The sequence below is a fragment of the Ruminococcus albus AD2013 genome (assembly GCF_000526775.1).
Taxonomy (GTDB): domain Bacteria; phylum Bacillota; class Clostridia; order Oscillospirales; family Ruminococcaceae; genus Hominimerdicola; species Hominimerdicola alba_A.
In genome coordinates, this window is the sequence record NZ_JAGS01000005.1 from 42942 (window position 1) to 62444 (window position 19503).

A 19503-nucleotide genomic window follows, 5' to 3' on the forward strand; every position below is an offset into this window, starting at 1 on the left:
TAATTTTCAGAACTTGTAGTTCCATAACTCCTTGTCTTCACCGTTACAGATGATTGCAGAAAAAGTCAGTCCGTCCCGCTCACCGACTATCTGAAAAGCATTATCTGTGACCCCTTCGCTCTTCGCAGTGTTTTCCCGCAGCGAGAAATGCATATCCAGAAACTTGTCCTTGTCATCTATCTCAAAAACGTAGTCGTCAAGCACTATATACACCGAATTGGTCTTTACCAGATCAACCCTTTTCTGGTCTGCGTTCTCAAATTCAAATATGTTGTTTTTGAATTCATCATCGACATCGTACAGGTATACTCTGCCATTATCACACAAAACAGCTAACAAAAGATCCTTATCGAAGATCATGTCCACTGAAATGACATTGCGATGCTCCGGTGTCAGAAGTGTCCATGGATTTGACATTGAGTTTTCTGTTATCGTATACACCTGTATCATATCACCCGAAACACCTGCGATGATCGTATCGCTGTATCTCTTTATCGCATGGGTCATCGACCAGCGGACATTGTCTATTGTCTTCTCATCACCCCACTTATCGCCGCAGAATTGGTATTCTCTGTAAATGATATGGTCTTCACACGTATAACATATTATAAGTCCCGAATTGCTTTCAGAAAAACTGCAAGTGTAATACAGATGGTCTTTCGGCGCATCGAAATATTCGGTAAACTTGAACCATTTTATAAGGTCTTCACTCTCATAAAGATAGGGATGCTTGTAATAATAATACTTGCTGTTATATGTAAAAAACTTATTATACGCATTTTCATCGGGATCCAGTGAGATTTCTCCCTCCGTATCATCTTTTTTCCACAGCGTCCTGTATACGGGCAATGACCTCGACACGACTTTGCCATCTTTTTCAACACTCAATGTGAATCTTCTGTCCTTGTCAATCTTACAAAAATACGGCGCAAGATTTGTTACAACGTATCCGTTTTCATCGCACAGACTTGCGGATACTTTATCCACATTCCCGAGTGACCAGCTTATCTGCCCGACATCCCCCTTATGTATCGCACTTACTCTTCTCCCGTTTGCATCCATCAGCACAAGATCATCTATATAAGCGACAGATTCAGTTCTTATCGGGCTTCCGCTCTTTACAATATCAGCACTAAGGTCGGTACACATCGTATCAAAATCGACAAACTCAACATCTGCACAGATCGAGCCGCCGTCTTTAAATTCACCTGTAAATTCCACCTTATCTGATAACACGATATCGACCGTGAATTCACTTTCAAGTTTGAATGCATTGCACGTTACCACGATACATGATACGCCTTTATCGTTTTTGCCGTATGATACGCTCCAGTCATCAGTACCGACTGCGTGAAAAGATCTGGCAAACAGATCCATCGTATTTCCAAGATGCCCGTCATCTCTGAAAAGTTTTTCAAGACCAGTGATATATATCCTGGGATATTTCCCCGCTGTTCTTTCTGTGTTTATACACTTTTCCCCTTCTGTAACAGTCTTGCGGAAAGAGAAATAGAAATCATTCTTAACTATGCAGTTTTCCTGAGTCGTAAACGATATACTTTCAGGGAAATATGCGTTTAAATCGCCCACTTTTTTTCACCTCCGTTCATAATACTCTTATTGCTTATTCTCAGCAGCGGCAGCCCTCTTTACAATCAAGCCGTCTGTTATGATCGTTTTTTCTACTGTACCTATCGCAGGCACAGCCTTAACAACTTCAAGTTCTTTGTAACCTGAAGTATCATTTTCCAGCACAGGATACTTTCTTACAAACTTTTCACCCTTTGTGAAATCCGGTGTCTGAATATGGTCTTTTTCGGAAACGAGCATATCCATCTCAGCTGACATAAGATCCATACCGGTGAGATCGGTGTGGCTCGCATTTATCTGTACCTGTTCAACAGGCAGGAACCCTGTGGATACTGTTACTTTAAGCGAGGGATCCAAAAGCAGTGTGACCTTCGCGTTCTTTTCACCGCTGACTGTCGGATATGCCGCATTGATGACCTTGTTGTTTGATGTATCATATCCAAAAGGTGCAAACGCTTTGCCAAAGCCATCATAGAAACCGCATACCACACCATCGGAAACTCTTTCAATATCGCCTATCATAACAGGGAATCCCTGTTCCATAAGTCCCTTATCATCATTTGCATCGGGGCCGCCCGAGTTTTTGGAATACTCAGTCCCGCCGTAGTATTCAAGTACTATATCCATATCGGCAAGCACTAGGACACGTCCGAAGATGAAGTCACTCTGATACATTGGTATCGTATCATCAAGCTTTTTCTCGATGAGATCAACAAGCTCGATGAAACAGGATGAATCTTTATTATCAGGTGCTACCATTTTGATAAAGTCTGTTATTCTCCTATCTATGGGCTTGGTATAACCTGCAGCTTCTCTAAATCTTCCTTCTACCTTTTTATTTCTGTATACCCTCTTTATTATTCCGATCAGATCGCCTTCGTTATCGAATATATTGAGATTTCTGTTAAGTATATCGGGCGTGATTATTCCTATAATGGGTGAACTTATCGGCAGCGTACAAGACGGATAAGCTTCGTTTATTGCAGATACGAAGCGCGGAGAAAGTCTTGCGGGCGTTGTAAGTGCAAGCGGCAGGAAGCAGCAGTCATCTACCACGGGATACAGGTTTTCGGAGATATATTCCGTTCCCGATACAAGTTTATCATCCTCGATAATCTTCCTTCTGTTTCCGAAGGTGGATACTATCGAGAGCTTTCTCAGGTCAAGAAATCCTTCACGCAGCGGTACAACGTCGGTATCGTCGATCACTGCACGCCTTTCGGGATCGGGTTCATAGTATTCAGGATTTTTCATGTACAGACAATCATGCACTTTTTTCGTCAGATCATCTGTCGTATCCATAGGCAGCTGAAAAACATATTTAAGTGCTGCCATGTTGATCGTAAATCCTCCCAGACTCTGAGACAAAGCAGGGATATCATGTATCTTATCAAGGATATCTTTTATGTCATCTTTATCCTTGGCATCGAAATTATCATCGATATATTTTTTCAGCTTGTTCTCAAGATTGCATACTCCGTATGGCGTAAGCACGGAAGTTCCCATGCACAGCCTGTAATTCTGCGTCTTTTCTCCGTCGTAGGTATAGTCTGTGTTTTCATAGTCAAATGCACTCTTTGAGGGCGTACTGTCGGTATAGTCATTGAAGAATACCGATTCCCATTCCATGAAAAGGCTGACTTCTTCATACGGCTCTCTATTGACCATCACCTGCGAATACTTTCTTCCGCCGCAGGTACCTGCAGGATCGCTATCATTATCAAGCAATACTGTCATTACCAGTAATCCCAGATAGCTTTCAGTGTCGATAACGGAATTGAAAACCTTTGAAGATATGAGCTCCTTGATGTGTTCTGTATCGTCGCATGAAAGCGGAGAAGTAAGACAGTACAGAGTATTGTCGTCTTCAAAACGTCCGTCCTCACCAAAAGCATATGTCCTGCTGATCCCCTTTCCGAACAGCATCAGCGCAGGATCTTTCGGCGAATAGAAAGGCTTTGTCGGTACATCTTCGATACGCACCTTGTCGTTGTCGATCTTACTCTGGAATGTGAACAGCTTTGCATCAAGATCCCTTTTGTACTGAATTATTTCGTTCCTGAGCTTGTTTATCTCATCTACCGCAGTGTTAATCCTGCCTGTTATGACCTCTGAAGTACTATTTTTCTTATACATCTCCCAGAGATAATAGAGCTCGTTCTTTTTATATTCGAGCAGTCTTCTAGACTTACCGAATCTGTGCTTCATCAGCGCTAGTTCCGAATACTCCGCCAGTACATCCGGGGTGTCTTCTAATTCAGCGTCCTTGTCGAACACTATCTCGAACGCTGTCTCGATAGGATCAGCTGCATTGAAACCGTATGAATGTATAGTATCATCGACCTTGAAATTACCGTCGATCTGATCTCTCTCATCGACCATATCGTACTGTATCATCGTGAGTATACGTTCAAGGTCTTTTTCAGTATACTTTGAAGATATCACCGCCGAAAGCGCTTCTGCCGAGGTCTTTCCTATACCCGCGTTTATCTCGTTCTCGGGCAGAGGAGCTTTCTCGGATAGATCGACCTTGCATACCTCACCGAACAGCAGACAGGAATTGCATATGCTCTCATCCTCCGCTTTCAGCTGCATCGCTTCAAGCAGATCTTTCATTTCTTTCTCATTTCTGACAGCTGAAAACGGATCGTTTTCTGCATCAGAGTAGTAACCTATAACCGAATAAGTCAGCACCGCATCAGAGGGTACGCCGTCAAGATCGTCGTAGTATCCGAATACGCTGCGGCAGCTGGGATAATACGCGTTGAACACAGGATCGCCCGCGCCTACACCGCAAAGATCGCTTATGTATCCGTCATCTGCATTTATAGCGGGCGGTTCTTCAAACCCGGTGTACTGTCTGCCGAGGTAACGATATTCAAGCGTATCATCCTGTCCGTAAAAAGGTATGGTTATACTTTTAATATCACCGCTTTCCATTGAACAGAAATTGCTCTCCACAATATTGCAGTCATTTACGATCATGCCCGTTTTCTTATCAGTATACATTCTCGTTACGATATATCTGTCGGGTACCAGCGGATATTCAAACGTTCTGCTGCCGTCGTCATTTGTCTTTTCAGTGCCGTGCTTGAATGCGGAAGGTAGAACAAAATGCAGGTGCAGACCCTCCTGCAATTCAACGTTTGCATTGAATGCCTGCGGAGAAACATCTTTTCCCAGATCGGCATGATATGCTTCTTTATAACTGGGTGCCAGCGCAGGAACATTCTTGCTTCCGTTCTGTACTCTGTAAGCAAGCACTGTCATGGGTATTATTATACCGGATAGTTTTTTTTCAGCCATATTTCAACCCTCTTTATTCGCCCGCACAGAACTTTGCCCTGTGCGCTACTGAGATAATCTCATACGCAAAACGTGCAGGTGTAATCTTTTTTGTATCAAGCTTTCCTGCTGCTATAAGTTCAGCCTCGATCTTAGCCGAAAGCTGTTTAGCGTGCAAACAACCGTTTGTATCAACACAATCTTTACCTAACTGTAATGAACCTGATTTTTTTCCAAAATCATCGTCCGATGCAGAACGAAGATCTATCATTCTTTTGTTGTTATCATAATAACAGCCGAACTTCAGGTTTGTACACGGTTCTTCAATGATAAACTCATCTATTATGCCGCTGAATAGACATATTATTATATCATCAGCTATCTTTTCTATCCTGAGTATCAGCAGTTCTTCGCCCGCTTTGTTGAAGCCCAAGTAATTCAAACCCGTTTCAGTATATATGAGCTCAGACCTAATCAGCACGGCGCTCATCACTGAATAGTCTTCCGTAGCCTGTTTTCTTTCGGCTGAATGCAGCACTATCTTTTTATGCGCTTCGTGCATTCTTTTCATACGCGGCGTTTCCGAATAGAGCTTTTCTTTTACGGCAGACTTTATGTGTTCTTTATCCATATGACCATCCTGACCGCAAACACGTCCGACAGAAAATGCACCGTCGATGAAAGCGTCCGTCCAGTTTATATCCACCACACCGAATCTTATGCTCTCTTCAGGAAGGTCTGAAACATCGGTCAAAAGATATGTCAGTGGGATATCATTCAGCAGTCTTAGACGGTCTGCATAATCTTCCAGCCCCACAGGTATCTGCACGGGTACATATCCGCGGCCGGGATCGTTTCTCAACAGTCTTCGTTTCATCTGAGTTTTCCCTCCCCAAGTCTGATCACCACTGTCTTCAATTCATAATCGTCGATAGCGGTATTCTTTTCAAGATCATCAAGATGATCCTTTATCCTCTGCTGTTTTCTCCAGCTGACTATCTCCTGTGCCTCTGTAAAATGGCTGAGTGTGACAAGTCTGCCAAGATTGAAAGCAGCAGAATATGTAACATCGAAGATACCGTTTTCTTTATTGTATATCAGCCTTCCGTCAGCGGTAAAAGTTTCCTCGCCGTTGATATTGTCGGCACGTATGTATTTTTCCGGCAGCAGCGGAGAATGATACCACGAATAAGTCTTTTCACCTGTCCTCAGATAATGGGGTTTCAGCATGCCGTCCATTACCGAACGTGAATTGCCTTTCAGCCCCTCCACTATCGTTACAAATGATTTGTCCGTATTTTTTTCGGAATAGATATCCCAGTGATAAAGCGATATCACATTTACAAATTCGGCATCTGTGCTGTCAAGATCGTCATAATCACAGGCAGCAATAAGATGTACTGTGCTTTTTGTTATACTTCCCTCAATATACGGCGGGAAACGGTTTGCGATAACAGCTGAGAAATTGTCATCTTGATGAGTCAGACGATCTTCCGCATTTGAAAGAGATACCTGCTTGTAATGCGCTAGCCATGCACGGTCTTCTTTATTGGGCAGCAAGGATGACAACTGATCTTTTTTGAGCTTGATGATATGGACAAGATCATCGTTTTTGCACGCCGTATTCTTTGTCTTTTTGTATGGGAAGAAAACATTTGCTCCCGCCTCATTTTCAAGTTCGGAATACTTTACGTCCTTTTCTTCCTCGGCTTCCCCCTCTTTAACAACAATAAGCGCTATCCACGGCACATCAAGATTGCTTGAGTCTTTTCCCGCATACTTCATCCACGGGTATGAAGGATCGTTGAAAACCATGAAAGGAAGGTCAGTCGAAAAATCACCCTGCTGATTTTTGGCGGGATATATACTGAATATCATGTCTTCCGACAGAAATTCAGTATTAGCTGCAACACAGAATTTTTTCTTAACGCTGAATTCATCTTTATCAGGCTTCGTCACTTCCTGCGTAAGCCTTATCGTGTAATCTCCTTCGTACAAAGGAGGTATACAGCTATCGGCAAGTTTGAACTTGGAATCCGGATTATCCATATACTATCATCTCCTTACGATCTTATGATCAGTATTTCTTCTGCAAGCCAGTTATCGGCTTCATCTGCAAATTTTGTTATGCTGACGCTGTCATCGATAAGCTGTGATTTCAGAAATTCGTTTCTCTTCTGTTCCATCAGATCTGTTTCATTAGCAGTGAATATTTCTATTGTATCCTCATCTGAATATTCGTGCTTGACATCATCAGCGAAAGCAAAGCATTCTCCATATCCGATTGTATTATCTTCATAAAGTTCCGAAAGAACTATGTAACAGTTTTCAGGGAACAAAACCATTTTGTTATTTTTTATAGTGAGTTTCGTTCCGCATTCCAGTTCTCTTACAGGGTTTTCCTTTAGTTTATCTTCGGGCTTTTCTCCCCAGAGCGCTGCCGGCAGGTTTCTTTTGATATCGGTACTATCAAAGCTGCTTGTTATATCATCACTATCTCTTTCAACGACTACTGTAAGTTCAGATTTCAGAGGAGAGTCGACAGGTCTGACATACGCTTCACCCTTTGGTATCTTTGATTCTGCGGATATCACGAGACCCTGTGATGATATGATCGGAGTTTCGTCTTCTGTCTGACCAACAGCACCTTCAAGTGAGATAGTAAGAATATCAGATAAATTATCTTCAAGGAGGTTAGCTTCTTTATTCCCGGAAGAACCATCAGTAAGGAACGAATCTTTGAATTCTTCCCATTTAAGAGGATCATTTGAACTGCATTCACCCATCGAGAACGATATGGTAAATGAAATTATGTACCACGATATCTTGACTTTTCCGTTTACCTCGGGACCCCAGAGATGAAGATCTGCACCGAGTTCAACAGAAAATGTCTTGTGTATCTTCCATATATTCACAGTATACGAAGCCCCGACAGTTACCCCTACTGCCAGATAGTATGTGAACGGCTTCCAGTTGAGAAGCATATCCGTATACGCAGTGAACCACGCTCTGAGATCGCCCTGCGAATAGGTAGCGCTCAGTTTTCCACCTGCCATAAGTGTACTTGGCGTAAATGCAAAATAAATTTCGCCAATGATCTTTATATGTTCATCTATATTCCAGTTGAGTCCCAGTCGTGGAACGACAGGATAATGATCGGGTTTTACGAAAGAAGGATGATAACCGCCGAGAGTGATGACGAAATCTCCGCTGTGTTCATTATTGCCGAACCATAGGTATGCAGCAAATCCGCCTGTGAGCTTACAGCTTTTTGAAAGGATATATGATTCATTAGTCAGCTGTGCCTCGGCGCTGAATACGCCCTCGGTGGGTCTTATCGAAGTTTTTATAGCAAGCTGTGCTCTTGCGATGAAGTCAGTTCCGATATTGGGCGGAACTGTAAGGTCAGCTAATCCCAGCAAACCAAGTTCAAAATCATTGCCGAACGATACTGTGACCAGCAGCAGACCTGTAAGCGTTTCGTAGGTAGTAAATTTCAATCCCGCTGTCAGGAAATACTGATCGCTCTCCTCGACCATATATGTTTTGAAATCTTCAAGCAATTTAGGATTCTTATCGAATCCACACATTGCAGCAAGCACAAGAGGATACTCTGCCACCTTTTCTATCGGCGGAAGTATCAGTCTTCTATTATATCCGAAGCCAGCCGCGATACCCTTTACGAAGAATTCGGGTATACCGCCTATCGGTGCATTAAGTGACAGATACGCCCACATAGAACCTTCAGAATAACTGCCCATAGCTGCAAGGCCGAAATCTTTGAAACGGATCATCAGCATACCAGAGTACTCGGTCTTTCCACTGTTTTCTGTTGCCGAGAAACCTCCGCCTATCGACAGTATTCCGTTATCAAATCCTACACTGAATCCCGAGAGGTAGAATCTTACACCAAAAGGTTCGGGAGAAACACCTATGCCTGCTTCCTGCAGCGAGATAGTCAGAGGTGAAACATTAAGTGAAGCATCAAGAAGTACAGATATATATTTTTCATCTATACCAAATCCAATCTTAGGTACAGTAAGTACAAGGATGTTCTTATTAATCTTGAACCACGCAGCCGTACCAGTGAACGCGATGCCCGATGAACCGACATTCTGTGCAAGCTGTGTCTGAGGCTTTTCAGGCTCAAAGAACGACACTTCACAGTTCTCACCGAAAGCTTTGCAGCTCAGTGTAAGTCCTGTTTTATCTGAAACGGTTATCTTGAAATCACCGATAGTCAGACCGCTCGCATTCGGGTCGATGATCTTTATAAGTTCACCGACAACAGGCATATCGATAATATCAAAGTAACTGCTGTTTGCGTAAACGAATTTCCATGTGACTTCCGCACCGAATCCGACATCAACAGTCAGTTCGCCCAGTGAAGTTGTTATGCCAAGATGGATCTTATTAGTGTCTGCACCGACTTCAAATGCGATATCAACATTCTTGACAGTAAAACCGAGTATGAATTCAGGCAGATGACTAGTGTCTATATTGAATGACTTGAGAACATCACTGACAGAAACGTTAATTTCAACATTGCCTGTAAATGAATAGCCATTCTCGTCCATTTTAAGTTCAAGTGTGACAGGAACATCTACTATTTTAATATAAGCATTGATAAGGAATTCCAGAGCAAGATCATCCGATGAACCTATATGGAATTTGATATCATCAACTTCAAAACAATCACCGAATTTCAAAACATCTGCAATATCAACATCTGCTGTAAATGCATTGTTTTTCGATTCATATGAAACGTACAGACTTCTGATAAATGCTGTCAGGTATTCTGCAGGGAATGAAGTTTCTTCAATATCACAGCCAAATTCCGCTGAAATATCGGTGATAAGATCACCGAGGGTATATTCTGTATCATTGTATCCGTCAGCTGTGAACTTAAACGCATTATCACCAGAGTAACTGCCGTATACATTCAGTTCCATACCGCCAAGACGGAATGTACCTGAAAGACTGACTTCACCAAAATTTCCGTTTACACAAGAAAGTCCGAATGCAACATTATCTATGCCAAGTTCGGTGCTGCCAACATCGAATGAGAGTATATCGGAAGCTGCAACAGAGAAAGAGTAATCGTTTGTATTGAAATCAGCCATAAGGGTAAGGTCGGTAACGCTGATCTCAGGGAAATCAACACCGTGAGCAAATATATTCACGAAATCTTTTAAATTAAAAGCAGTACCATCTGCAAGACCCGCATATATAGTAAGGTCAGTTGTAAGTGTTATATCAAATTCCGCACCGCAGATAAGTGTTCTGCCTGTTGCCGAACAGAACACCGAGGTATCCCCTCCTGAAGGATGGTCTATATCTATCTCAAATACAGGGATAAATGAGATCTTTTTGGGAATTATATCCCACGCATTTGAAGCCGAGATGACGAAATTGAATTTGTCGGGAACAAGACTGCCCGGCTGAACTTCCATCTCCACACTTTTCACTCCGAGCGAACCGAAAATGCTTTCATCCGCAGGAAGAACCTTGCTTACATCTATATCATCCAGCCCGAACATCCTGAAAAGGTCGGTGAGAGTAAATACATCATTTTCATCAGCACATTTTCCGACTATAGTGAGAGAACTTGTGTAAAGCTGCTGATACAGCGTTACTTCGAAAGTTTTATCTTTATCGACCGATTCATTGGTGATCGAACCTTTTATACTTGTAGAGATCCAGTCATTATCAAGTCCGCTTTCAAATGTAAAATTATCTATTGACAGCGAAACGCTCCCTATCGTTACCGAGCAGCCGAACTCTATCTCTCCTTTGAAAACGAGTATTTCTTCGTTTTCCGTTACGGTACACAAGATGTTCTCGGTAGTTTTAAATCCCGAGATGATCTCCTTGACAGCCGTCCAGCAATCGGCAGAAGTATCTACCTCAGCATTGTAAGTAAGCACCGAATCTGCTGATGTGAGACCGGAGATATTTTTAAATACCATTCCGCCAACAAAGTCCTGTATGCCGTTATCAGTCAGGCACTGCGGCGGGTCGATGCCAAACTGCTCATCTTTGACAAACTGAAAGTCCTCATGCTGATCCTGTGCCTGCTGTATCTTTTCAGTAAGTGCGTTGAAGCGATCGGAGGAGCCGCACAACGAGAATGCTTTTTGGGGTATGGGCGGGGCATCTTGAGCAGGTGGTGGAAGTTGTACAACTTGTTTGGTAATATGCACACTGCTAAGCACCGAAGAGACCATTTCTCTGATTTTTTCTCCCGATTTGATTATGTCATGCGACCATTCAATGACCATCAGACCTTTATCCATCATAGCTTTTTTACGCTTTTCGATCTCGTCTTTTAGCAGTGCTATGTTCTCTGATATAGTTTTATCCTTTTTATAGTAGATCAGATAGAGTCTGTACATCACAACGATCGAACCAAACACAGCATTACCATCAAGCAGATCCATAGGATCGTCATACTCATTGACAAGCGCTTTGAGTATTTCAACTTCTTTTATCTGACGATTTATCTCAGAATTACACCACGAGTTTTTCTCCTTCTTATTTTTGCTATCCCATGTTGAAAAATAATACAATGATGCATCAAATGTTTCGGCTAAGGAATGGACACCCGTGATCCGTTTATCATAATATAATCTCCAGAAAGCAAACATTGACGGCAGTACTATTCTTGCATTTTCGACAGATTTGTTAAAATAAACAGAATGATCTTTACTGTAATCATTAAAATAATAATCAACAAATCCCATCATTCCATTTGAATGACCGGAAGGACCTGCCCAGAGCGGCATAAGATAATGTCTGTTGGTCAATGTAGTATAATCTTTTTCATCTCTTGTCCAACTCCATAATAAACCTTTCATGTTTTCTTCGAGAGTAGGGATAAAATTTTTATCGGCAGCAAGTTTGACTTTGCATTTCGTAAAAAATTTACTTCTATCTATCTCATCATATTCGATCGAGTTTCTGATCTGACCCGTTGCATAAGCAAATTTACGCACAGCATTGAAAACCATCGCACAACGCATAGTCGCGGGCATAAGTTTGCTTCTATCAAGCACTCCTTTTATGATCTCTTTATCATCCGCTGTAACAACTACACTTTCAAATTCAGTATCAGGTATTATTTTTTCATAGATAGAATTAATAAACGATGCAAAAAAATACCACTGCGATTCCTTGCTTTTCAATTTGTCCAGATCTTTTTTATAATAGAAATAGATGTATTCCAACATTTCCATTCTATTTTTCTTACATAAAAACAGATTTTTTAGGCTTTTATATTTTTTACCAGTTTTATAATTGCAATTAACAATCAGTTCCAATAATTTTTTTTGATTCGCTTCCAATTTCTTAGATGCACACAAATCAAATGCGAATATCTTCTCCAGCATTTTAGAAATATATGCGGTGACTTCACCTATGACAGCTCTGGCTAGTTCTGTCCAGTCCTTGCAAATTCTCACCTGATCACGGCTGGACTTTTCAAGTTTTTTCAAGCCTGCAGTTCCTGGATAACAACATAGTTCAAATACTCTATCTTTAGTTTCTTCCGACATATATTTTGGATCAAACTTTGCCCAATTTTTAAGATACTGATCTATATTATCCTGCGGTCTGCACTGCGGACTGTTTGCAACGTTACCGATCATAGGATGAGCCCAGTATTCATAAACTGTTTTGAAAATACCAGATATATCATCCTCATTCTTGACATCGGGATTATAGGTATTTACGTATTTTTTAAACTCGCCAATGATGTCTATCGTTTCATCGTTTTTTGCGTAAAGGGTACTGAACTGAGCTGCATAATTATTGCACACATCATCATGGGTTGCAACATCAAGTATATTAGTAAACAACTGCTTAACATTATCCGAAAACTTACCGTTCCTCTTTGCTTGATTCCATGCAATCAACTGAATGTTAGCTTCGGTGATCTTACCTTTAGTTTTTTCATCATAAAAATCACTGATTTCAAAGTATTCATCTTCTTTGACTTTATTATCCTCGCCTTTATTGATCATGAAAAAGATCATCTCACAACCTCCTTATTATTTATTTGCGTATCATCGGCTTTATCTTTTTATAATGACTTATCGATGTTAACACGGCACTCAGAATAGATCATTATTTTGAAAACACAAAATCTTTTTATTTTGCCTCCTTTCCAAATATTTTTCTGATGATTGGATAAACTTGTGTAATTATAGCAACAATACAGTTTGAAAGCTCATACTCAAATCTAATAACTTTGTTAGATTCTCCGGTTAATATTTTCCTATAATCTATCTTTTCGATATTAAATAATACATCATTTTTGTATTTGAAATCGTTGAGAAGTAAATCGCTTTTTGGGTTATCTCCTAATTTATGGTATTGATATCGATCTTCGTTATAAAATCCTACTCTTTAATGTCTATTTTAACCGCCTCTATTTAATTAGACAAAGTTAACAATTGAACAACTAAATAGCAATATAGTTTTCATCTTTTGATAAATTTATTATAAACGAATTGTGGACAATTGTCAATAACTTTCAACACACTTGATAAAGTTCTATGCATTACACAAAGTTGCTCGTTTATTACTTCAAATAACTTAATATTTAATCATGCATACAAAGATATTATACAAGAAAGACACTAAAGATAAAATCATTACTTTCCGGTCGGATGGTTATATACTTTGTGTCACGCGTGACACAAAAAATCGAACCTTTTAATTTTCTTAAAAATGAGCTTTTGGAGCAAGATTTTGAAGACTTTAGATTGATTAATTTTAGGTCAACTCATCTATATCTGAAGGGGGGCACGTTTATAGTTGCCTGATACAAAGCTATTTGTGCCAAACATCTCTATTTTTATTAGTCTTTCAAGAAGAAAAATGTTGACTTGATTTTGACCTCACTCGGTTGTATAATAATAAATAAATATTATATGAAAGGAGCTGTTTATGTATAAGCAGGTACTACTATTCGGAACGTCAGAAGAATATAATCAGAGGAGAGATGCCTTTAGATAAAGCATCAACGACTGAACTTGTTAGAATTTGCATGAAAGTTCGTTAATTTTATGATAAGTCCTAAAGATGATGATTGCAAATAACAAGAAAAAACGCCCCTCCGAAGAGAGACGTTTGTAAAAGACAGGTCTTATTCAAGGAAACAACTTTTCAGCAAGACGAACTATCCGTTCCATACTACAAAACTCTTTAGCTATATTAAGAGCTTCAACATCGGATAGCTCGTATTTATCTCTGAAAGGGATAACAAGTTCGCATATAGCTGATTTTGTGATCTTACTTGATGTATACAGTTTATGATACTGTTTTTGAAGTTCAAGTATCTCCTGTATCAGATTCCATCTACTTTCGTACTTATTATACATTGTACGCTCCTTTCAGAAATATCGTCCGATTTTTTTTGATGATCACTTTATTCTTTTGAAACAACTATATCTTTGATCGTTCCTATTTCTCGCATTTCCTCTTTGTTTTCCAGAAGAAAGTTAAGAACAGCACGAACACAGTTCTGATTGTACATCTTATTCACTTTTATAGCTTCAGAATGATCATCAAAGAAACTCCGTACATTGATTAGAGCTGTCGTATAACCTCTAATGTAGTCTCCGTTCAGATTATCCATCTTTATTCTCCTTTGTGGCATCATAATATTCATTGTTCCATACTTCCCTTTCCCAGAGTCCTGATTTTTCATCACACCCCAAAACAACATCGGGATCAGACTCTATCTCATAAGATTCATCGATATAATTGGCATCTCCGCAATGGGTAGGTATTTCAGCCTGATGTTTACGAACGTACTCTATCGCTTCTTCTTTAGAAAAAGCCTTCACCGGAACGTATTCACTAACCTGATAATAAACGGGAACTCTATAGATCTTCGACATGATTTCGTCCTCCTTGTATTTTTTATAGTCCTTTTATCTTTCTCATATACGGTAAAGCTACTTTGATGCGTAATATCTGTTTTGCTTCCCAACTGTCTTCTTTGGGTTTAGGATTATCCGACAAGAATTTTTCCATTAAAGCTACCGTATGATATCCTCCGCCTATCGCAGCCATTATCTTATCTGATCCTTCTGACTTTATTGCTAATAGACAATCTTTTTCTATTACATATAGTCCTTTTTGCAAAAGTTCTTGTTTTAGCCGGCACAGCGGAATGAATCCTTTCAGCATATAAGGACCTATATTCCATATTTTATATCCATCAGGAACTTCATTTACTATTGTAAAGGTATTTTTACCATATACTATTTTATCTTCGGTGATTTCCATGTTTATTCCTCCGTTTCGAAAGTTTTGATCCATTCCTTTAACTCCTCGGTCTGATAAATGAATGCTGTATTTTCCTTCACAAGGTCGTATACCAATTGTTCGTAGAAAAATTCAATATCTGTGATAGGCTCTTTTGTATCTGCACGAATGGCAACACAAAGATCATCAACTCCTACATAACCGATACTGTTTTCAGTTGCAAACTGAAGATGCAAGATGTGACCATCCGGAGTAAGATAAGCTTCATTAATATCTTTGATTCTTCCCTTTTCATGTAGCTTATTATATACGATATCCAATTCGTCCAGACTTTCATGCATAGAAAAATCTTTCACACCGTTGACGTAAAGAGCAAGTGACTGCTGCAGCAAATCTTTTTCTGTCATTTTCCGTCCCGACCACGTCGTTCCAAAATCTTTTTCTGTCATCTCACTGCCGTTTCTCTCCACTTTGATATCATCTGCATAGAGAAAAACAGTGTATTCATCCTGTTCGATTTCAAGATTACGTACCTTGACTTCATATGCGTCATTTCTGAATTCAAAAGAATATCCCTTCCATTCAGATATTTCGTTTTTTACTTCGTTCATAATTCTTAAGCTCCTTTTTATCTTCTTCGATATGTGTTTTGAAAGTATTATCAACAACTTGTCTGACCTCCAAGCTATCAATGAATATTCCTGAATAGATTATATTTGAAAATACAAGAAGATATAATACGTCATAGAAATGAAGCAAAAACAATAAACCAACCAATAGAACAAATGATACACCAGCCAGTGCTATCATTCAGTTGTTCTATTAGTTGGTCTATTTGTGTCACGCGTGACACAAATTATACACTATCAAAAAGTGGGCGGGGCAAAAACATAGATAAGGTACTGGGTTTTGGAATTATTACAAAGATCGTTGTTGATCTGAGGTCCGGTGAAGTTATCAAAACCGTGCCAAGTACCCGTGCTTTCAAGTCTCCAGTGTTTTCCGTCATTATCGCTGTTGTTGCTATTATATCCTATCTTCTGTGAGCCTATCTTGGTCATAATATCCCCAGGAGCCTTATCTGTCAGTGAAGCTATGTATTTTCTGACTTCATTTGCATTGTTGTATTCGCCCAGATACAGCCACATATGATCTGCATTAGCCATTCGGTTTCCTTTATTATCTTCAGCAAAGGCAACGACAATAGAGCCTACAGGGATTATATCATTATTCTTCCCGTACTGATAATACTTCTGTTTTGAGGTAGAAACACCGTTTTTCAACACTTTCATCGGTTTCTTTGTTCCGTCAACGATCCAATAAGCATTCTTTACAGGCTTTATTACGTTAAATTTATTGAGCCAGTCACCTGTTGCTGCCGGAGTATATCCAAATTGTGCAGCATTAGTGTTGCTTGATCCACGAAGACCTTCTGTTTCTATTCCAAGTGTACCCAGAGCATAATTTATTATACCCGAACAGTCTATTCCTTCTTTAAGGATGATTTTTTCAGCTTTGTCATTTCCTTTTGTGAAATCATATTTTCTGGGCTCATTAGGTGAGTAGTATTTGAGATTAGCTTCGGTAAGTCTGAGTGCTCTTGCGATAATATCAGTTTCGGTAGGAGTCGTTAGCTTTCTTACATTTTTAAATGCATTAGTGCTGCTACTAATACTTTTTACGTTCTTTATTTGAGCTGCTATTGTAGTGATGTCAGTTATATTGAGTTTTCCATCCCTGTTGACATCGGCAGCCCAGAGTGTTGTATACGGTACAAGTATATCATTCTGCTCTTCACTAAGCATTTTTTTGTTTTTTATGTGAGAAGCTATCTTGATTATATCAGTAGTATTTACTGTGCCGCTGTTGTTTATATCCCCTTTTGTATAAAAAGTTTCAGCGCCTGCATTTACTGTAAATACGCTTCCCAGTATCATCAGTGCTGTCAGCGAAGCTACGATCTTTCTGAGTATAATCATTTTTACCATTCCTTTCTTTTTCTTTGTTTAAATGTCGCATTCTTATTATATGTGAAAATTTATTGCAATAAAAAAACATCCCTCCGAAGAGAGATGTTTGAATGACAGGTTATATTCAGTTGCTATAAGCTTTTACTATACTCCATAAATACAACGTAGTTGATCTCAGAAAGGTCTTAGTTTTGATGAATGTAAGGTATTTTGATAACTAATTATATCTTTTTATATCTATCTAACAAAACACTACACTTTACGGAGCTTACAGTACTGGTCAGGTCTCTGGGAACAATGGAGGTGTTTATTAAATCATTAGTAACAGCCCAGTCAATGGCTCCACTGTTTTTTGCCCACTGACTCATTTTGAAATCGTTTGCTGCACCTGGTTTGATTATTATAAAACTTCCGTCATACTTTGCATATTTGAAAATCATCTGTATTACCTGTTCATATGTGATAGTGTCATTTACCCCAAATGTTCCGCCTGGATAACCGCTTACGATACCTTTATCATATGCCCACGTTATAGCTTTTGCATATATATAGTTGGTAGGCACATCTGAGAATATACTCTTAGGTTTAACATTAGGGTAGTGTGCCTTAGCGTAGAGCTTTTGAACAAACTCCACTCGTTTCATGCCATATGCTGATAAATAGTTTGCAGAAACAGTTGCTGCCTCTGCGGTCAGTACATTCGCGGAGAATACCCCACTCACTGATGTTCCTGCACCTGCAATAGTCAGTGCCATTGCTAGCGCTGCGATCCTTTTGATTGTTTTCTTCATTTTTTGCTCATTCCTTTTCTAAATTATTTGAGGTGAATTATTCAACCTCAACTACTTAATAATACCAAAACTCGCATCATTTGTCAATATAATTAAATTAAACAATATATATTACAATAGTTCACCAGCATTCTTTTAGCATTTCAGTATTCTATATCTATGAAAACGCAAGAAATGCAAAATTACAAAAAATCAGATATACGCAACTGTAAAATTTATGGGTGAATATAACAACAAGGCCATCATAAAAGTACACCTGATACTTTCCTTTAGAAAACTTCCTCAACTTCATTCCCAAAGAGAAAAATATTCTAATAGTATAAAAGTATATTTTTATATTTATGGATTATTGGTTGAATGATTTTTTCCTTTTAATTTTCGTGGCACTTCCCTAACGAAACAAAAAAATTTCCTCCTAAGAGATCCGCAATTACATAAGTTTTCAGTTTTGAACAGGAGAATTGCTTTCCGGCAATTGCTTTTTCATCATTAAATTTCACACGTTATTATCGCACTAAATCGAAGTTTAGTGCGCTTATTTATACATAACTATTCAGAAGTCGTCCTAAAAGTACTGTCACAGATCGGGATTATTCACTCCATCATTTAAGCCACAATAATCCTTTTACACATCCTTCAAAAGTCGATTCGTCATCTCCGCCAACACTCATTATCCTGTCAGAAAGAGTCCACTGATCCCAAGTATAAACAGTTCCGCCCCACGGATCAACTATTTTATAGTACATACAGTTTTTTTCACAGTATTTACCGTATATAACTATATAATGAAGAGTGCCGCTAAAAGTTCTGTGACCGCATATAAGCCTGTGTCCTTCATTCAGTTTTTCATTTATAGTATAAATGATATCTTCACTTGAATTATTCCATAAATGATCTATTTCGGAATCCAGTCCGTAATAGCTTACAAGATCCTGTATATTTTCTAGTGTGACTCCCATTCCGGATGTAAAATTCAATCCGGCATTATAATAAAAGCCCTGATCATATGCATTTACAACGATCTCATCTTTAGAAATATCCATTCCTTTTTCTGAAGACAGCAGCATGGCCGCTGAAGTCGGGCCACATCCCGAAGAAGAATATATGGAACCTCCAAGCTGATTATAAATGTAAGTGTCAAGCTCAATTATATCAGTAATGATAGTATATCCGGGTTTCTGAGCATGCTCAGTATCTGACGGATCTTCTTTTTCTTTACATTCAGAAGAATCAGCAGGTTCATTTTTACTATCATTAATAACTTCTTCAGAGATACTTTCAAATGACGATATTTCAGACTCGTCAGCTAATGATGAAGATTCTTCAGCTTCGGAGCTATTTTCATTATTAATGACTTGCCTTTCTAATGAATAATGCGATTTTTCTTTTGATGAACATGACACATCACCAGACAATAAACTTGTGCTGTCGAAATCACTTACGGTTAAATGCTTATCCTTTTCTTTATCATTAAAACTGTATTCAGCAAAATTACAGCACAATAATGCCGAAACTGTAACAGATAAGATCATAGCGAATTTTTTTATTTTCATAATTACACATCTCCTTTATACAGTTATTATATAAGAAAA

At 39.2% G+C, this 19503-nt stretch carries 14 protein-coding genes; all 14 read right to left on the minus strand.

Annotated elements, in window-relative coordinates:
* Positions 1 to 6 precede the first annotated feature (6 nt).
* On the minus strand, positions 7 to 1590 hold the full coding sequence (locus N773_RS0117715) for a hypothetical protein (protein ID WP_024858989.1): 1584 nt from the start codon (positions 1588 to 1590) through the stop codon (positions 7 to 9).
* Positions 1591 to 1617: 27 nt separating this feature from the next.
* Positions 1618 to 4896, minus strand: a complete 3279-nt coding sequence (locus N773_RS0117720) for a hypothetical protein (RefSeq protein WP_024858990.1) — start codon at positions 4894 to 4896, stop codon at positions 1618 to 1620.
* A 13-nt stretch (positions 4897 to 4909) separates the two neighbouring features.
* Positions 4910 to 5752 carry a hypothetical protein gene (locus tag N773_RS0117725; protein WP_024858991.1) on the minus strand — a complete coding sequence of 281 codons (843 nt, stop codon included), beginning with the start codon at positions 5750 to 5752 and terminating at the stop codon, positions 4910 to 4912.
* Entirely contained in the window at positions 5749 to 6924 is a 1176-nt protein-coding gene (locus N773_RS0117730; protein WP_024858992.1) for a hypothetical protein, read from the minus strand. Before N773_RS0117730 ends, N773_RS0117725 begins: the two co-directional genes overlap by 4 nt.
* 14 nt (positions 6925 to 6938) lie before the next feature.
* Complete coding sequence (locus N773_RS0117735) at positions 6939 to 12908, minus strand: DUF6603 domain-containing protein (protein ID WP_024858993.1); 5970 nt, start codon at positions 12906 to 12908, stop codon at positions 6939 to 6941.
* 1119 nt (positions 12909 to 14027) lie between these two features.
* Positions 14028 to 14258 carry a hypothetical protein gene (locus tag N773_RS0117740; RefSeq protein WP_024858994.1) on the minus strand — a complete coding sequence of 77 codons (231 nt, stop codon included), beginning with the start codon at positions 14256 to 14258 and terminating at the stop codon, positions 14028 to 14030.
* Positions 14259 to 14305: 47 nt separating this feature from the next.
* Positions 14306 to 14515 carry a hypothetical protein gene (locus N773_RS0117745; protein WP_024858995.1) on the minus strand — a complete coding sequence of 70 codons (210 nt, stop codon included), beginning with the start codon at positions 14513 to 14515 and terminating at the stop codon, positions 14306 to 14308.
* The gene (locus tag N773_RS0117750) at positions 14508 to 14780 is read right to left on the minus strand and encodes a hypothetical protein (protein WP_024858996.1); all 273 of its coding nucleotides are present in this window, start codon (positions 14778 to 14780) and stop codon (positions 14508 to 14510) included. Before N773_RS0117750 ends, N773_RS0117745 begins: the two co-directional genes overlap by 8 nt.
* A gap of 22 nt (positions 14781 to 14802) precedes the next feature.
* Positions 14803 to 15171, minus strand: a complete 369-nt coding sequence (locus N773_RS0117755; protein ID WP_024858997.1) for a hypothetical protein — start codon at positions 15169 to 15171, stop codon at positions 14803 to 14805.
* 2 nt (positions 15172 to 15173) lie between these two features.
* Positions 15174 to 15761: a hypothetical protein gene (locus N773_RS0117760; protein ID WP_024858998.1), complete on the minus strand. Its 588-nt coding sequence runs from the start codon at positions 15759 to 15761 to the stop codon at positions 15174 to 15176.
* Positions 15733 to 15960, minus strand: a complete 228-nt coding sequence (locus N773_RS22730; RefSeq protein WP_196231685.1) for a hypothetical protein — start codon at positions 15958 to 15960, stop codon at positions 15733 to 15735. The genes N773_RS0117760 and N773_RS22730 overlap by 29 nt, the downstream gene beginning before the upstream one ends.
* A 56-nt stretch (positions 15961 to 16016) precedes the next feature.
* Positions 16017 to 17129: a dockerin type I repeat-containing protein gene (locus N773_RS0117765; protein ID WP_024858999.1), complete on the minus strand. Its 1113-nt coding sequence runs from the start codon at positions 17127 to 17129 to the stop codon at positions 16017 to 16019.
* Positions 17130 to 17341: 212 nt separating this feature from the next.
* Entirely contained in the window at positions 17342 to 17911 is a 570-nt protein-coding gene (locus N773_RS0117770; RefSeq protein WP_024859000.1) for an S-layer homology domain-containing protein, read from the minus strand.
* 602 nt (positions 17912 to 18513) lie between these two features.
* Positions 18514 to 19464, minus strand: coding sequence for a C39 family peptidase (locus N773_RS23090; RefSeq protein ID WP_024859001.1), 951 nt, complete (start codon positions 19462 to 19464; stop codon positions 18514 to 18516).
* Between the last annotated feature and the right edge of the window lie 39 nt (positions 19465 to 19503).

What these genes read in the sequence shown, in the direction of transcription:
- N773_RS23090 (WP_024859001.1), bottom strand. Translation starts at nt 19,464, where the DNA reads ATGAAAATAAAAAAATTCGCTATGATCTTATCTGTTACAGTTTCGGCA.
- N773_RS0117745 (WP_024858995.1), bottom strand. Translation starts at nt 14,515, where the DNA reads ATGGATAATCTGAACGGAGACTACATTAGAGGTTATACGACAGCTCTA.
- N773_RS0117770 (WP_024859000.1), bottom strand. Translation starts at nt 17,911, where the DNA reads ATGAAGAAAACAATCAAAAGGATCGCAGCGCTAGCAATGGCACTGACT.
- N773_RS0117725 (WP_024858991.1), bottom strand. Translation starts at nt 5,752, where the DNA reads ATGAAACGAAGACTGTTGAGAAACGATCCCGGCCGCGGATATGTACCC.
- N773_RS0117760 (WP_024858998.1), bottom strand. Translation starts at nt 15,761, where the DNA reads ATGAACGAAGTAAAAAACGAAATATCTGAATGGAAGGGATATTCTTTT.
- N773_RS0117755 (WP_024858997.1), bottom strand. Translation starts at nt 15,171, where the DNA reads ATGGAAATCACCGAAGATAAAATAGTATATGGTAAAAATACCTTTACA.
- N773_RS0117735 (WP_024858993.1), bottom strand. Translation starts at nt 12,908, where the DNA reads ATGATCTTTTTCATGATCAATAAAGGCGAGGATAATAAAGTCAAAGAA.
- N773_RS22730 (WP_196231685.1), bottom strand. Translation starts at nt 15,960, where the DNA reads ATGATAGCACTGGCTGGTGTATCATTTGTTCTATTGGTTGGTTTATTG.
- N773_RS0117720 (WP_024858990.1), bottom strand. Translation starts at nt 4,896, where the DNA reads ATGGCTGAAAAAAAACTATCCGGTATAATAATACCCATGACAGTGCTT.
- N773_RS0117750 (WP_024858996.1), bottom strand. Translation starts at nt 14,780, where the DNA reads ATGTCGAAGATCTATAGAGTTCCCGTTTATTATCAGGTTAGTGAATAC.
- N773_RS0117730 (WP_024858992.1), bottom strand. Translation starts at nt 6,924, where the DNA reads ATGGATAATCCGGATTCCAAGTTCAAACTTGCCGATAGCTGTATACCT.
- N773_RS0117740 (WP_024858994.1), bottom strand. Translation starts at nt 14,258, where the DNA reads ATGTATAATAAGTACGAAAGTAGATGGAATCTGATACAGGAGATACTT.
- N773_RS0117765 (WP_024858999.1), bottom strand. Translation starts at nt 17,129, where the DNA reads ATGATTATACTCAGAAAGATCGTAGCTTCGCTGACAGCACTGATGATA.